At 44.8% G+C, this 16331-nt stretch carries 12 protein-coding genes and 1 tRNA gene; 8 read left to right on the top strand and 5 right to left on the bottom strand.

All coding sequences use genetic code 11. The annotated features are described in order from the left end of the window. The first annotated feature begins 215 nt into the window (after positions 1-215). The 3 genes from PG915_RS22900 to PG915_RS22910 all read left to right on the top strand — a co-directional run bounded on the left by PG915_RS22900 (position 216) and on the right by PG915_RS22910 (position 4899). Complete coding sequence (locus tag PG915_RS22900; protein ID WP_353499270.1) at positions 216-1961, top strand: sodium:solute symporter family transporter; 1746 nt, start codon at positions 216-218, stop codon at positions 1959-1961. Between the two features lie 247 nt (positions 1962-2208). Next, positions 2209-4287 (top strand): DUF4962 domain-containing protein, encoded by a 2079-nt coding sequence (locus tag PG915_RS22905; protein ID WP_353499271.1) that lies wholly within the window; start codon positions 2209-2211, stop codon positions 4285-4287. A 369-nt stretch (positions 4288-4656) separates the two neighbouring features. Beyond that, entirely contained in the window at positions 4657-4899 is a 243-nt protein-coding gene (locus PG915_RS22910; protein WP_353500196.1) for an OsmC family protein, read from the top strand. Here the strand turns inward: PG915_RS22910 and PG915_RS22915 are convergent. Further along, positions 4853-6214 (bottom strand): MATE family efflux transporter, encoded by a 1362-nt coding sequence (locus PG915_RS22915; protein WP_353499272.1) that lies wholly within the window; start codon positions 6212-6214, stop codon positions 4853-4855. The two genes, PG915_RS22910 and PG915_RS22915, sit on opposite strands and share 47 nt — an antisense overlap. Positions 6215-6531: 317 nt before the next feature. On the opposite strand from PG915_RS22915, the gene dctP reads away from it, so the two are divergent. From dctP to PG915_RS22930, 3 genes are all read left to right on the top strand, one after another. Beyond that, positions 6532-7542 (top strand): TRAP transporter substrate-binding protein DctP, encoded by a 1011-nt coding sequence (gene dctP, locus PG915_RS22920; RefSeq protein ID WP_353499273.1) that lies wholly within the window; start codon positions 6532-6534, stop codon positions 7540-7542. Positions 7543-7625: 83 nt separating this feature from the next. Next, the gene (locus tag PG915_RS22925) at positions 7626-8249 is read left to right on the top strand and encodes a TRAP transporter small permease subunit (RefSeq protein WP_353499274.1); all 624 of its coding nucleotides are present in this window, start codon (positions 7626-7628) and stop codon (positions 8247-8249) included. Then, entirely contained in the window at positions 8246-9655 is a 1410-nt protein-coding gene (locus PG915_RS22930) for a TRAP transporter large permease (RefSeq protein ID WP_353499275.1), read from the top strand. The genes PG915_RS22925 and PG915_RS22930 overlap by 4 nt, the downstream gene beginning before the upstream one ends. 65 nt (positions 9656-9720) lie before the next feature. On the opposite strand, the gene PG915_RS22935 is transcribed toward PG915_RS22930, so the two are convergent. Beyond that, the gene (locus PG915_RS22935) at positions 9721-10104 is read right to left on the bottom strand and encodes a 3D domain-containing protein (RefSeq protein ID WP_353499276.1); all 384 of its coding nucleotides are present in this window, start codon (positions 10102-10104) and stop codon (positions 9721-9723) included. A 164-nt stretch (positions 10105-10268) separates the two neighbouring features. Here PG915_RS22935 and PG915_RS22940 point away from each other — a divergent pair, with 164 nt between their 5' ends. Next, the gene (locus PG915_RS22940; protein WP_353499277.1) at positions 10269-11192 is read left to right on the top strand and encodes a LysR family transcriptional regulator; all 924 of its coding nucleotides are present in this window, start codon (positions 10269-10271) and stop codon (positions 11190-11192) included. 87 nt (positions 11193-11279) lie between these two features. Here PG915_RS22940 and PG915_RS22945 read toward each other — a convergent pair whose 3' ends face one another. Further along, positions 11280-13178, bottom strand: a complete 1899-nt coding sequence (locus tag PG915_RS22945; RefSeq protein WP_353499278.1) for a TonB-dependent receptor domain-containing protein — start codon at positions 13176-13178, stop codon at positions 11280-11282. 252 nt (positions 13179-13430) lie between these two features. Continuing rightward, positions 13431-13521, bottom strand: a tRNA-Ser gene (locus PG915_RS22950). A gap of 331 nt (positions 13522-13852) precedes the next feature. On the opposite strand from PG915_RS22950, the gene PG915_RS22955 reads away from it, so the two are divergent. Next, on the top strand, positions 13853-14533 hold the full coding sequence (locus PG915_RS22955) for a MaoC family dehydratase (RefSeq protein ID WP_353499279.1): 681 nt from the start codon (positions 13853-13855) through the stop codon (positions 14531-14533). A 96-nt stretch (positions 14534-14629) separates the two neighbouring features. On the opposite strand, the gene PG915_RS22960 is transcribed toward PG915_RS22955, so the two are convergent. Continuing rightward, a complete protein-coding gene (locus PG915_RS22960; RefSeq protein ID WP_353500197.1) occupies positions 14630-16165 on the bottom strand; it encodes a VRR-NUC domain-containing protein in 1536 nt (511 codons plus the stop codon). Positions 16166-16331: the final 166 nt, after the last annotated feature.

Here is a 16331-nt window from a genome sequence, read left to right on the forward strand (position 1 = left end):
ATTTGGTATTGTATGATTTAAGATTTTTTTTGTAGTGGCTCTGTATTTGTGTGCTTACATCAGTTGTAATAAGTTGTGGTGAGGCTTTAAGGTCGTTTTAGAAAGACGGAAACCTTTGTTTTAGATCACATCTTGGGTATATTGTAGTACAAATAAGGTTGGCAAAAGAGTAATCTAACTGCAGTAAATTGATAACCTTAATTAAGGCTGAAAAAATGACTATTGATACTCTCGTTGTTCTTGCCTACTTCTTCTTTTTAGTAGCGATTGGTTGGATGTTCCGCAAGTTCACAACATCAACCAGTGACTACTTTCGTGGGGGCGGTAAGATGTTGTGGTGGATGGTTGGTGCAACCGCCTTCATGACGCAATTTTCAGCATGGACGTTTACAGGTGCCGCAGGACGCGCGTTCAGCGACGGTTTCGTTGTTGTAATCCTATTCTTGGCCAATGCTTTTGGCTACCTAATGAACTATTTGTACTTCGCTCCAAAGTTTCGACAGTTGCGCGTAGTAACAGCGATTGAAGCGATTCGCCAAAGATTTGGTAAAACTTCAGAGCAGTTCTTCACTTGGGCTGGTATGCCTGACAGCTTGATTTCTGCTGGTATTTGGCTTAATGGTTTGGCTATCTTTGTCGCAGCGGTATTCAACATCCCAATGGAAGCAACAATCGTTGTGACTGGTTTGGTGTTGATGCTAATGGCAGTAACTGGTGGTTCTTGGGCGGTTGTCGCATCAGATTTCATGCAAATGCTTGTTATCATGGCCGTGACGATTACCTGTGCGATTGCAGCATACTTCCACGGTGGTGGCATCGGCAATATTGTTAGCAACTTCGACGGTGAGTTCTTCGTTGGTAACAACCTAAACTACGTGAGTATCTTTATCCTTTGGGTAGTGTTCATCTTCATCAAGCAGTTTGGTGTTATGAACAACAGCATCAACGCATACCGTTACCTATGTGCTAAAGATAGTGAAAATGCGCGTAAAGCGGCAGGTCTAGCATGTGTTCTTATGATTGTTGGTCCAATCATCTGGTTCCTACCACCATGGTACGTAAGTGCATTTATGCCTGACTTCGCTGACCAGTACGGTTCAGTAGGTGGTGATGCAGCTTACCTTGCTTTCGTACAAAACGTCATGCCAGCAGGTATGGTTGGTCTACTGATGTCTGCAATGTTCGCGGCAACCATGTCTTCAATGGACTCTGGTTTGAACCGTAACGCTGGTATCTTTGTTATGAACTTCTACAGCCCGATTGTTCGTCCGAATGCGACCCAAAAAGAGCTAGTGGTTGTAAGTAAGGTTACAACGATTATCATGGGCTTCATTATCATTGGTATTGGTCTGTTCATTAACTCACTACGTCACTTGAGCTTGTTCGACATCGTACTAAACGTTGGTGCGTTGATCGGCTTCCCAATGCTAATCCCTGTACTTCTAGGTATGTGGGTACGCAAGACGCCAGATTGGGCAGGTTGGACAACACTCGTTGTAGGTGGCTTTGTTTCTTACATCTTTGGTATCGCATTGACGGCAGAAGACATCCAAAACTGGTTTGGTCTAGAGCAAGCTCTTACTGGCCGCGAGTGGGGTGATTTGAAAGTTGCACTTAGCTTGGCAGCTCACGTAGTGCTTACCGGTGGCTTCTTCCTAGCAACAACGCTAGTGTACAAAGGCCGTACGCCAGAGCGTGAAGCTGAAGTTGAAAAACTGTTTGAGAACTGGAACACACCTGTCGTAGCCGACTCGGAAGAACAGCAAAACCTAGACACGAAACAGCGTGGTATGTTGGGTAAACTAATCAGCGTAGCTGGCTTCGGTATCCTAGCGATGGCACTGATTCCAAATGAACCAACAGGTCGCTTATTATTCATCTTGTGTGGCTCAATCGTGCTTTCAGTTGGTGTTCTATTGGTGAACGCAGCGCGAGCACCACAGAAAGCAATTGCAAACTAAGTGTAGATGCAAAGTAATAACGTATTCAACACGTTAACTGAGCAAATAGCCGCTAAAATTAGCGGCTATTTTTTTATGTCCACGTGGCGACTAGACTGCTTAAAATGTGGACGAGGAAAATACTTAATCTAGGTCACGATTTTCCTTAAAAATAGCGAATACTCATCGAAATTGATGTAATTGTATTACAATAAGATGTATATTGGGTCTCATACCATTTCACTCAATTTGAAATAAGAGAGTTAGCATGAGCAACCAAAAATCTCTTGATGCCATCAGGAAGATGAAGCTGGAAAATGACACTTCAGCAGGTAACCTTGTAGACCTACTCCCAATCGAAGTCCAAAAACGCGACTTTGATTTGTCTTTCCTAGATAACTTGAGCGAAGCGCGTCCGCGTCTTCTTGTCCAATCTGCTGATTTGGAAGCATTCAAAGCGGCTGTGCGTGCAGACGAATCTCACTGCATGTTCGATGATTTCTACAACAACTCAACTGTTAAGTTTTTGGATACAGCGCCTTATGAAGAGCCGAAGCCATATCCTGAGGAGACAGTTGGCAAGGCGTCTCTATGGCGTCCATACTGGCGTCAAATGTATGTTGATTGCCAAATGGCTCTTAATGCCACTCGTAATCTAGCTATCGCTGGTATCGTCAAAGAAGATGAAGAGTTAATTGCCAAAGCAAAAGCTTGGACGTTAAAACTGTCTACTTATGATCCTGAAGGTGTGACGTCTCGCGGTTACAATGACGAAGCGGCGTTCCGTGTTGTCGCGGCAATGGCTTGGGGTTATGACTGGCTACACGCTCACTTCACCGACGAAGAGCGTCAGCAAGTTCAAGATGCGCTGATTGAGCGTCTAGACGAAATCATGCACCACCTAAAAGTAACGGTTGATCTACTGAACAACCCACTGAACAGCCACGGTGTTCGTTCTATCTCTTCTGCTATCATCCCGACATGTATCGCGCTATACCATGATCACCCGAAAGCAGGTGAGTACATTGCATATGCATTGGAATACTACGCAGTACACTACCCACCATGGGGCGGTGAAGATGGCGGTTGGGCTGAAGGCCCTGACTACTGGAATACGCAAACTGCATTCCTAGGCGAAGCATTCGATCTATTGAAAGCTTACTGTGGTGTAGATATGTTCAATAAGACATTCTACGAAAGCACAGGTGATTTCCCGCTGTATTGTATGCCTGTTCACTCTAAGCGCGCGAGCTTCTGTGACCAGTCTTCAATCGGTGATTTCCCTGGTCTTAAACTGGCTTACAACATCAAGCACTACGCAGGTGTTAACCAAAAGCCTGAGTACGTTTGGTACTATAACCAGCTTAAGGGGCGTGATACTGAAGCACACACGAAATTCTACAACTTCGGTTGGTGGGACTTCGGCTACGACGATCTCCGCTTCAACATTCTTTGGGATGCACCAGAAGAGCAAGCACCATCAAATGATCCACTATTGAAGGTGTTCCCAATCACTGGCTGGGCAGCTTTCCATAACAAGATGACTGAGCGTGATAACCATATCCATATGGTATTTAAGTGTTCTCCATTTGGTTCTATCTCTCACTCTCACGGTGACCAGAATGCGTTCACTCTACATGCATTCGGTGAGACGCTAGCAGCGATCACTGGCTACTACGGTGGTTTCGGTGTGGACATGCATACTAAGTGGCGCCGTCAAACGTTCTCTAAAAACCTACCTCTATTTGGTGGCAAAGGTCAGTACGGTGAGAACAAAAACACGGGCTACGAAGGTCACCAAGATCGCTTCTGTATTGAAGCTGGCGGTCAGATCACTGATTACGACACAGAGTCTGATGTGAAGATGGTAGAAGGTGACGCTACGGCATCATACCAATACTTTGTCCCTGAAATTGAATCTTACAAACGCAAGATCTGGTTTGTGAAGGGTAAAGTGTTTGTTATGCAAGACAAGGCTTCTCTATCTGAAGAGAAAGACATGACTTGGTTGATGCACACCACATTCGCTAACGAAGTGGCTGAAAAGTCATTCACAATTCAAGGCGAAGTAGCCCACCTAGACGTAAACTTTATCAATGAATCTCAAGACAACATCCTGTCTGTGAAGAACGTTGAAGGGTTTGGTGAGGTTGACCCATACGAGTACCAAGATCTTGAAATCCACCGTCACGTGGAAGTTGAGTTCGGTGCAGCGAAAGAGCATAACATTCTGACGTTGCTTGTTCCTAATAAGAACGAAGGTCAGCAAGTGGAAGTGTCTTATAAACTAGTCGGCGATATTCTTGAGTTAACTGTGGATGGTGAAGCGGTAACAATTGAGCTTTAGGTTGTTCACACTCCGTTGAATAGAACGCACAATAAATGAAGCACTCCTGATGGAGTGCTTTTTTGGTTTCCTGATGGAGTGCTTGTTTGGTTTTATAGAGACTTGTATTAGGAACACTGTCGTTTATAGTGCTTTTAGGCACCGCTGACGGAAATGTACAACAACAAAAAGTTCCAGTAGTGTTTGATTAGGCAGATGCAAGCGGAGAAGGAAATGACGTTCAGAGTGAAGCCATCGAGTGAAGGCCCTATATTGGTTTCGTTCGATGAGCATGGAGGTTTAAGGTATGGCCGTGTGCTTAGTGAGCTTTCAGTTGCTCCCGTTTTAGATAATCCAGCAGAGACTTTTCTGTATTCAATTGGTTCTTGTATGGCCATCTCTTTGCAAAAGCTAGCGCTTCGAAGAAAAATCGAAATACAGTCATTTCATATCCAAATTACTGGGCACAAAGGCGAGTTTCTGCCGGCCCATTTTACCCACTATGACATCCAGTTAAGTAAAGGCATATATTCAGAGCGAGAGCTCGCAGAAAAGTTACTAAAAGACGCTAAGAAAATATGTACGATTAGTAACAGTGTTTCTGGGACTTTTGAGTTACGGTTGGAGGCTTGATTGAACGCTTAAAGCTGATGGTTAGCAATCCTATTAACAGTATGCCCGTCGCCGCAAGTCCAATAGCCACCCCTCCCCACACGCCAACTAACTGGAAGTGTGCCATTAGCCCCCACGCACTACTAAGGCCAAAGACCCAGTAACCAATTGCGGTAAGTAGCATTGGCATATTGACGATTTTCATACCGCGTAAAAGGTTCATTGTCAGAAGTTGCCAACCATCCACCACGAAGCAAAGCGCAACAACCCAAATAATTGACGCTAGCTCATTACTAAGGTTTTGGTTCGAGCTATCAAAATCAAACATACCAGCAATGACGTGCGGCCAGGTGCTAAATGTTATCGCAAGCAAGGCGCTAATCAATGTGACTAGAATGAAACTTCGCAGTGCAATCACTTTAATGTTTTGAAAGCGCTCTTGACCAAAGTCTTTGCCTGTCAAAATTGCAGCGGCTTGGGAGAAGCCAAAGTTTATGTTGAAACTAAAATTTAAACACTGAAGAAGTACTTGGTGTAGTGCCAGTGCTGTCACACCAAGCATACCTGCGAGTATGGTACTACCATAAATTAGGCTCAGTTCTAGCGCGCTAGCAACAGCAATAGGTAAACCGAGTGATAACAGTGGGAGTGTTAAGCGCCATGAATACTCTGAACCCCTTTTCCATGGCGCGAATCGATAATATTTTTCTTGGCGAAACACCCACGCACCGTATGCAAACAGAATTAATGTTGCTGCGAGAGTTGTTCCCCAACCAAGCCCAGCAATTCCACCTTTAAGGGTAAAAGCAAACCAATAACTTAGCGGTACGTTGAGAACGACGGTGGCAAGTGACATCCACATTACCGACTTTGCATCGCCAAACGTGCTAGTTAGACCGCGTAGGATCAGTAACAACAGGGTAGGTAACATGGCCCATTTAAGCGCATCAAGATAGTTGGTAGCGATTGGAATGGCGTCAACGGGTTGTTTCGCCACTGCCAGTAACTCATCTGTAAGGTTAAGAGCAAGGCTAGCAATTGCGGTTATTACGACAGAGAGAATAAGAGCGCCCTTAACGGCAAAGCGTATTTGTTGTCTGCCAAAGGACGGCCTCGCAACGCTTTGCCCGTACGCTATTGCAATGAGGTTAGCTACACAGCCGACGATGCTTCCTGAAACCAGGAAAACGAATGTATACACAGACGCTCCCAATCCGCCGCCAGCAAGATCTTCTACGCTGAGTCTGGCCATCATCCAGACATCGGTCAATACCAGCGCCATTGAGATAAGTTGAGAGACAATAAGAGGAATAGCCAAAGAAAGAATGTGCTTCATAAAAGACTCAATAAAACAGGCGTCGAGTAAAATCAGGGCGATGCTAGTGTATCTGCAGGAGAGGGTCAATCATCATAACCCTTGGAAATGAATGGGTTTTGAATTGACTGTCGTGATGAATGACCAGTTCAAGTGCGTTTGAACAACGATAACGTGCCCTGCACTGCAAAAACGTTAACATTTTGAGCGAAATGTTAACAATACTCTATTCTTATCATTGAGTTAGCTTAAGACCCAGGTAAACAGTGGATTCTGGGCTAGTAGTGTCGTGGTCAACGCGCGCTAAAGAAATGAAAAAGGATTAGGAGAAGTTGTCGATGAAAGCAACAAAAACGGCATTAACAGTATCACTTATTTTGACAGGATTCGTGGCGGCAGAAGTTCATGCTGCTACTGAGTGGAATGTATCTTTATGGGGTAAACGTCGAGCGTTTACCGAGAATGTTGAAAAGCTAGCTGAGTTGGTAGAGCAAAAAACCAACGGCGATTTCAAATTAGTGCTTTCCTATGGCGGCTTGTCGAAGGCGCGTGAAAACCTAGATGGTATCTCATTTGGTGCGTTTGAAATGGCGCAGTTTTGTTCTTTCTATCATACCGACAAAAACCCTACAATCACGGTGACTGAACTTCCATTCTCACAGGATGTGTCTTTAGCGCGAGTCGGGGAGATTTATACCGAGGTGTTTAATCACCCAGAGGTAAAAAAAGATTTGGCGAGATGGAACGCAACCTTGTTAATGCCAACGCCACTTCCTCAGTACAATATTGCCAGTAAGAGTGATGACCTTGAGTCTTTGGAAGACTTTAAAGGGCTTAGAGTACGTGATCCCGGCGGAATCATGAGTGTGTTGGGTAAGATTGGTGCAGTCAAAACAACGGTACCTTTCTCTGAAGTACGTCAATCTATGGACTCTGGGGTCATCGATGCGGCTTCGTTTGCGCCTCATGCTCACCTAGCGACCAATACCTATAAAGTGGCTAATTGGGTGACGACTAACCTCAACCTCGGTTCTGCAAACTGCCCAGTTGTTGTTAATACAGAAGCACTGGAAATGCTAAAACCGGAACACCGCGAAGCCTTATTAAGCTCGGTACCAGAAGCACTTGATTACTATGTTTCAAACTATGAGCAAAATACCACCGCTAAGTTTGACAAAGCCATTGCGGATGAGTCGGTGAAACAAGTGACATTTACCCCAGAACAAACAGCGCAGCTGAATGAACTCGCAGCCTCAGTGCGTGAAGATTGGGTGAAAAAATACCAAGGGCAGTTCGACGCTAAGGCGCTATTCGATTATACCGACGCTCTGTTCAAACAGAAAAACTAACTTCACTATTTCTATTTAGTTGTTTTAGCGCTAGGTAACACTAGCGCTCGTTTTTATTTGTAAATACCAAAAGGATTTCGAGTATGTCTGCGTCTGTATTAGAGGACAGCTCGGCGGTAAGTCGGGTCGATAGGGTATTCTTTAAACTTGAGTCATTACTCAATCTCGCCGCGGGGTGCGTGATCGTTGCACTGGTGGCATTAGCGACCACCAATATATTGGGCCGCTGGTTGTTTTCGATGCCGATTAGTGGCTACATCGATTGGGTCGAGCAAGCCATGGCGTTCATTGCCTTTCTGGGTATTGCTTACACTCAGCGGATGGGCGGTCATATTCGTATGGATATTCTTGTTGGTCGTTTCAAGGGGCGTTGGCTGTGGCTGACCGAGTTTATCTCGACACTGCTGATGCTGGTGGTTACATCATTGTTGATATACGGCTCTTATCTGCATTTTTGGCGCGCATACTCCATTGGCGACTCTTCGGTAGATATTAATCTACCAACTTGGCCAGCTAAACTTGTCGTACCCTTTGCTTTGTCAATATTAGCGCTTAGGCTCGTCTTACAACTGTGGGCGTACCTTAGAGCGTTTAAACGAGGAGATGACAAGCCCGTAGCGGTACCAATGATTGAATCTGCCGCGGAAGTTGCTGCCAAAGAAGCCGAAACGGTAAGTGCTGATGATGGCAAGGAGGGGCAGAAATGATGTCTCTGTTTGACGCAATGGGCTCTATGGATTCGATTGAAATAGGGCTCTGGGTCTCTGGTTTTATGTTGCTCTTGGTGGTCATCGGGGTTCGCGTTGCGTTTGCTGCGGCAATCGCGGGCTTCTTTGGACTGGTCTGGATCTTCTCCGCCAAGCTAGGTTTTGAGCGTGGTCTACTGGTTGCCATCAAAATGGCAGGGACGATCCCGCATTCTAAAGTGTCATCACTGGCACTATCGCTCATTCCAACCTTTATCCTTATTGGTTTTCTCGCCTACCATGCAGGTTTAACTCGCTCTCTGTTCGAAGCTGCCAAACGTTGGGTGGGCTGGCTACCGGGTGGTATGGGTGTGGCAACGGTATTTTCAACAGCCGGCTTTGCTGCTGTGTCGGGTGCCTCTGTCGCCACCTCTGCTGTTTTTGCGCGTATAGCTGTACCAGAAATGCTAAAGCTCGGTTACGACAAGCGATTTGCAGCGGGCGTCGTGGCGGCTGGTGGCACGCTGGCATCGCTTATTCCCCCGTCTGCCATATTGGTGATCTACGCCATTATTGTTGAACAAGATGTTGGTGCATTGCTCATGGCGGGGTTCTTACCTGGAGCGGTATCGGCGTTGATCTACGGTGGACTAGTCGTATTTTTAGCGCTAACCAAAAAGAACTTTGGCCCACCGGTGAGAGGCTTTACTTGGAAAGAAAGATTTGAAGCGCTGCCGGGCGCAATGCCAATCTTTGCTGTAGTGGGCATTATTGTTGTTTGTATCTATGGTGGTGTTGGCACACCAACCGAGGCTGGTGCGCTTGGTGCTTCGCTTATTCTGGCGCTGGCTATTTTTCATGGTAGTCGCTGGAAAGAAATCAAAAGCTCTTTGATGGAAACAGCAAAGCTGTCTGCGATGATATTTGCGATTATCTGGGGCGTGCTGATATACGTCCGCTTTCTGGGTTTTGCCGATTTACCAACGGCTTTCTCCGATTGGATAGTGAGTCTTGAACAAAGCCCAATGTTGACGCTTCTACTCATCCTTTGCGCCTATGCTGTGCTTGGAATGTTTATGGATGCGATTGGGATGTTACTGCTCACACTGCCTGTAGTGTATCCCGCCGTGATTGCACTAAATGGTGGCGCGGATGTGGCTGCTGTAGATTCTGCTTTTGGGGTGTCAGGAGTAGGATGCGCGATTTGGTTTGGTATCATCGTGGTGAAAATGGCCGAGTTGTGTCTAATTACGCCGCCTATTGGTCTAAACTGTTTCGTGGTCGCGGGTGTCCGTCCTGAATGTTCGGTACAAGATGTCTTCCGTGGCTGTTTGCCATTTTTTGTTGCGGATGTCATCACTATAGCGGTGCTACTGGTCATGCCTGGAATAGTACTTTGGCTGCCGAGCCTAATGGGGTATGCCTAGTTCTATTCAATAAAAAAAGGACGGCTGGCTGAGAGGCGGCCGTTCGTTTTTATTGAGTGTTTCACCTATTTTTCTTCGTTAGTCCAGTAAATAGTGACGTTTCTTACTCCCCATTGCTTTGCCTTCTCAACATCGTTTCCCATATAGATATCGATTTTTTTAGTCCAACGCTTATTCATCTTGTCTAAAACGAAATAGGTACCTTCGAACCCTTTAATTGTAACGCGCTGGTTGTGTGTCAAACCAAGCTCAATGAGATCACGAGAGACGGCGATAGCTTTCATTCCTGGTGTCAGTTTATCTCCCCAGGCGCCAATGTTAGGCGTAGAGTCGGTTTCGCCGATTGCTGAGGTATAGGCACTCGCTTTTACTCTCATGCTGTGAGTGTCGGCGGCAAGACTGATCATAGGGAAATACAGTAGTAAGGCAAGATAACGGATTATCTTCATATTCGTTTCTCACTCCGTTAGAAGTTATGTCTATCAGTATAGTTGACTCCTCATAGTGGACTCTTTGCGGTTAGTAGATGTCATCGTGTTTCTATGGTTCTTTCTGGATGCAACTTTTGTTACACTTTATTGATAACGATTCCAATTTACATCAGCAGTACTCGATGAACTTTAGTCAAATAGATCTTAATCAGTTAGTGGTATTGAAACACTTACTCCAAGAGAAACACGTTAGTAATACCGCACTCTTTATGAATTTGAGTCAACCGACGGTTAGCCGAGCACTTAACAAATTGCGAAAGCTGTTCGACGATCCTCTTTTGGTTCGTAGTTCTAACGGATATGACCTCACACCCAAAGCAGAACGAATTAAGCTCCAACTAAACTCTGTCCTTGCTAACTTAGAAGAGCTAATAGATGGGGAAGAGTTCGACCCGGAAGTGAGTGAAAAAACAATAAAGTTTTTTGGCTTATCCCCACATATGGACTTAATGTTTCCAGACTTTTTGGCGCGAATGCGCTGTATTGCGCCACAAATGACGTTTGAACTCGATACCGTCTCGAAACCACATTTTGAAGGTTTATTGTCCGGAGAGCATCACTTTACTATTTCTCATCACGAACCACCTTTTAGTGATCAAGAGTTGTACAGGCATCGTTTGATACAAAGAGATTTTCGACTAGTGATGTCCGCAGCTCACCCACTTGCGCAAGCTAAGTTGACGCCGGAATTATTACAGCACTGTCATTTTGGACAAATCGCACTCCAAGGAGATAAGAGGTTATCCATAGAACCACGTTTTCAAGCTTTAGGTTTACTGGGTCATAATGGTCAGATTTCTACGCCAGTTCGGCTGAATAATTTTTCGTCTGCAATCCCCATTGCAGCGTCTACAGACATCATTTTTCATCTACCAACGTCATATGCAGAGAGAGCTGAGAGTTGCCATGACATCGTTTGTCGAGAAGTTCCAAAAGAACTGCAGCATCCTTCTAGAGATGTTTACTTGTATTGGCACAAGCGATATCACCAAGATCCTGCTTTCATATGGGTTCGAAATCAATATATCGAGTCAGTGAAAAACTAACGTGATTAAAAATAGCTCGCTATGCGAGCTTTTTTGATGGGAAGGGGAAGGGCGTTCTTATGTATACCTCTCTAGGCTGGAAAACGTTTAAAATACGTATGCAGCTGAGAGTTTAAAGTTACGACCTGGTTCATAGTCCGCATACCCAAGGTCATGAGACGCATGTGACACATACTGCTCGTTAAATATGTTCTCAATAGATGCGGTTACTGTTAGATCTCGTAGCGTCGTCGGTACCCAACGCACATCAAATTTATGCGTGTTATAACCTTCTTTTGCCGTGTCTTCTTCGACTTTTTTATCGAGGTCGAACACAATTTGGCTGTTCCAATTCATGTCTAACCCTAGCTCAGGAAAAGCGTAACCTAGGTTAACAGAAATGCTATCACCGACTTCATCATCAAGAGATTGCCCCACTACATAACGGCCGCCAGGCTTAACAGAAGTGAACTCAGAGTCTGATTTCGCGTAGGTTACACGACCTGAAAAATCTGAATAAGTCATATTAACCACAGACTCGAAGCCTTGGATTTCTACGTCACCTTCGTTGTCTATGAACTGAGATTTACCAGTCCAAACGTCATCAATATAGTCATTGATGTCTGTTTGGAAAGCAGTGAACGAGAAACCGAACTGATCGAGCCCAAGCATGCCAATAGTCTGGTAGGCTAGGCCAGCTTCATAGTTGACGCCAGTTTCAGCTTTTAAGTTTGGGTTGTAGCTCGACCCTGATTCTAAGTAAGAACCTGTCAGACCTGGCCCCTTAAAGAGTTCGGTAGCGCTAGCTCTTACCCGCCATTCATTGGTAATATCATACGTTGTTGCTAAACCGAAAGTCGGTGTGGAAAATGAGTTGTCCGAAGCCTTCATATCCAACTTGTAGTAGTTGTAGCGAACGCCTGGTATCACGGTCCAACTGTCGGAAATAGCAATCTCATCTTCGGCATAAATTGCGAAGGTATCTGCTGACTCTTCACCCGATGAGGTTCCTGCATCTATTCTCTTAGCTTCTTCTTTCTTTGCGTCCAATCCATAGCGAACCAGGTTACTCGTGTCGCCAATGAATAGAGATGACTCAGCAAGGCTGTTTAAGCCAAACACTTGTGTATTACCTTCAGAGACAATGCTTGTTTGTGGGTTCAGGTTCGAGTAGTTCATCTGGTTCCAGTACAAACTCGATCTTACCTCTGTCATGCCCAAAGAGAGCTCATGGTTGAGTGTTACAGTATCGCGAACGTATTTGGTTGGTCGGATTAGCTTTTTATGGTCTGGATAGCTATCTCCCATGTTCGACTTAACGCTGTAGTCACCTGCATCTTTGTAGTAGTCATAAGAAAGTTTGATACGGTTAGAATCATTGATATCCCAACCTAGCTTGGCGATGTAGTTTTCGGTTTTACCCTCTTCACCAGTCATGGTGTTGCCTTCACCATCGTTAGGGTTTTTACGGTCAATAGCGTTGTAATAGAAAAGGCCATCGACATTGTCCGAAAGCTGAGAAAACAATGTCCCAGAGTAGTGATGATAGTCGTTTGTCGCTATCCCGCCAAACAAACGAGCGCCTGCTTTCTCACCTGGACGCAACAAATCTTTCGCGTCTTTTGTTTCGAATGCAACGCCGCCACCAAGACCGCTATTGAGCACAGAATTATTACCAACTCTAAGATCAACAGCTTTTAAAATATCTGGGTTAATCAGAAGGTTACCGACGTGGTGAAAAACGTTGTTTGTTTGGCTGGCACCATCGATAGTGATGTTTAGGTCAAGTTCACTTAAACCACGGATATTGATGCTTTGGTTCATAGAGTGAGTGCCACCCACATCAACGCCTGGCTGATCGCGTAGTAAATCGCTGAGGTGATCAGCTTGCTTTAATTCAATGTCATCACTGAGCATAGACGTAGAGCTAGAAATCGTTGTGCCCCAAACTTGTAGAGAGTGGAAATAGTAGCCATGGCTAATATTGTCTGTGTTTACGTAGGGCAAGTCATGCTCACATGAGTCAAATCACTACACATACGAGTAACTACTAAGAAGTTAGCTTCTTTACGACATAGAAGGGCAGAGTCGCGTTAACTGGATTCGTGTATGGTTTCACAACTTAGAACCGAATCTTTAACGGTGGAGATAGGCAGGGGGTAGGTAGATTTTGTGAGTCTAGTAGCGTGCTAGCAATTGATAAGTTTTATGAGCTAGAACGAAAAAAAGCCGCTGAATTATCAGCGGCTTTTTAGAATGTGGCGGAGAGATAGGGATTTGAACCCTAGAACCGCTATTAACGGTTGCCGGTTTTCAAGACCGGTGCTTTCGACCACTCAGCCATCTCTCCGTGTTGGCGCTAATAATAGAGGGGGGGGAGGTAACTGTAAAGCGAAAAATTCATGCTTTTTGACTGTTTGCTTTAAATCTGGCCAATCTGGTGAAACGTTACGCAATGTATGTGTTTTAGAAACGAGTGCCTTAGCAGCAAACGATTCCGTAGCGGATCGAAGCTGATGGAGTGCACAAAATAAAACTTTGTTTTTTATTGCTAAGATATTGTTTTATTGGAATAAAACACCATTCAGAATACGCATGTTCGCTCAAAAATGTTTGCGTGTTCGCGTATGTTGCTTCAAAATATTACGGTTAGTTCTCACGAACTGTGATTTGAGGTCAAGATGAAAGTTGTTAAATTGTTTAAACAAAGAGCTGATTCTATTAAGCATCAGTCTGAGCTTATGCAATGGATGTCGCCGGCGATTAGAGAGTATTGGACTGAGTTTGTTGATAAAACGAACCACAGTAATTTCCTAGCGTGGGTTCGAGACTATCACAAGCCAGCGGTGAATGAACCAGAAGTTACACAGGTCGAACCAGAAATTGTGCTCAAGCCCGCAGCTCAAGTGTTATTTGATGAATTGCAAGACCAAATAGGTACAGTTATTCACGAAGGTAGCTGGATTCATGTGGGTCAGGAGCGTATCAATCAATTCGGTTCGATTACAGAAGATAATCAGTGGATACACACAGACCCTGAACGTGCTGAACAAGAGTCACCGTTTAAAACGACGATTGCGCACGGCTTTCTTACTCTGTCATTGTTGCCAGCCCTGACGGACAGTGTTGATCCAGACAAACCACTGTTCCCTACAGCGAAAATGATGGTGAATATCGGCCTTAATCAGGTTCGATTCCCCTATCCTGTGAAAGTAGGCAGTAACCTGCGCGCTAAGAGTACCTTGGTTAAGGTAACACCTATTCGTAAAGGTTTAGAAATTGAACGTGAAATTCGAGTTGAGATCGAAGGTGTACGCCGCCCAGCATGCATTGCAACATCGGTTATTCACCTGCATTTCTAAATCTAGATACTGAATTGCTAAAGCCCGGTTTTAACGCTGGGCTTTTTTGTGGTTGGTATCTTGGTTTTTACCAATAATTGTTTAATGCGTGATTAGTTATCTATGATTCACGTAGTACACTTGGTAGCGGATATTGAGTCTCTCGAACTGTTTCATCCATCGTATTTGGTTGTGCTGCAATTTGTCTCCAGGACCTTTTACTTCATACCACATCCAATCACCATCTTTAAAAGCGACAACGTCCGGCTGACCGGCTCGATATGCGCGAATGTCTGAGAGTATCACTTCAAATAGACCGACAAGCTGGTCGTTGAGAATGCTTTCCATAGCAAGAGTCAGCCATGAGTCATCTAATAATTCCCAAACAATAAACGGATTTTGAAGGCCGTTTTTGTTTTTGTGGCGGTCAACCAAATAGGCTATGCCTTGCTGGCGGATGTCATTAAGTCTGCGCTCGACTAACTGTTTGCGGCTTTCAACGAACTCCTTGCGATATAAATCCAGAGGCTGGCGTTGATAGGGGTTTACAAAAGCACCCTCAACAGGAGCAAATAAAATGTCCCAGAAAGCGAGCCCAAACAAGGTATTTAGAAACTGATTCTCTAGGTAAAAAGCCTGCCAACCTTCTTTGTTTAGCGCTTCTACAACGGCAAGTTCGACACGGTTCGCGCTAAGATCGAGTTTACGATGTACTTCTGGGGGAGACAGTTTTTCTATTTTTGCTTTTGGATGACCCAGCGCTTTGCAAAGAGGCGCTGACAAACGTTGCGCTACCTCGAATTCATCAATGCTAAGTGGAGTTTCGAGCATTGTATCTACGATGTTTTTTGCACTTTCCGGCTTGCCCTGAGCTTTCAGTATGCGTGCTTGACGCTCCCTAGAGGGGGGAGTGACTGTTTGGCTAAATAGAGCCAATGCGTCATCAAATGCACCGACTCGCTCAAGATCTCGTGCAACCAAATTAACCAGTTTATTGTATGTGCGAGAAGCGTGTTTTCCATGTGGCTCTGGTATGTATTTAGAAAAATCTCGCAATTCCGGTTGTGACTTACGATCTATCTCTTCATAGGAGGCAGCGAGTTCGCCTATCGCCAGTGATGAGACTACTTCTTCTCGAGAATGAAATATACGTGTCTTAGTAGAAACTTCGTACTGTTCGAAAGTATGGATCCCTAAGTTCTCGAGTACAAACTGAGCGAACTCTTGATGCCGATTCCCAAAAAACAGCAAACAAAACAGTGGCAGTTTATCGTTGTCGACAAGTTTAATTGGCGTAAATGGCAATGATACAGTCGAGCTTTCAAACTGTTCAGGCAACAGTTCAATGAGTTTTGGCTTGCGAAGTGTCTTTGGTAGCTCAGGGTATAGGGATAAAAGCTCAGGTTTGGTAAGGAGTTTGTCGGCCAATACATTCGGCGAGCTTGGTAGAGTGAGATCGATGAAGCCTGCGAGTTCGAGTTTACTGAGTAACAGTTCTGTAGTCGCAAGTTCTGGGTATACCAGTTTATCGCTTCGAAACCATTCTCCTTTGCGAGTCATCATACGGATCAATAGACATTGTTCATCTTCCTCCAGAGAGTAAAAGCGATCTAACCAGTTTCGCTCCGATGCAGCCAATAGATCACCATACAGCCCCCTACGCTGCGAAGCAACGTTATGAAGTTACTCAGATAGTATTTAGGCTCGAGGATGATAGGGGAAGGATTACTCACGACATAACCTACAGGTTGGTTTTATGAATTGACTCGCATTGAGTCGTAAAACTAGATGCAAACCATTGAACAGTATTTCAATGGTT

Origin of the sequence: Vibrio sp. CB1-14, from assembly GCF_040412085.2 — a bacterium.
GTDB lineage: Bacteria > Pseudomonadota > Gammaproteobacteria > Enterobacterales > Vibrionaceae > Vibrio > Vibrio chaetopteri.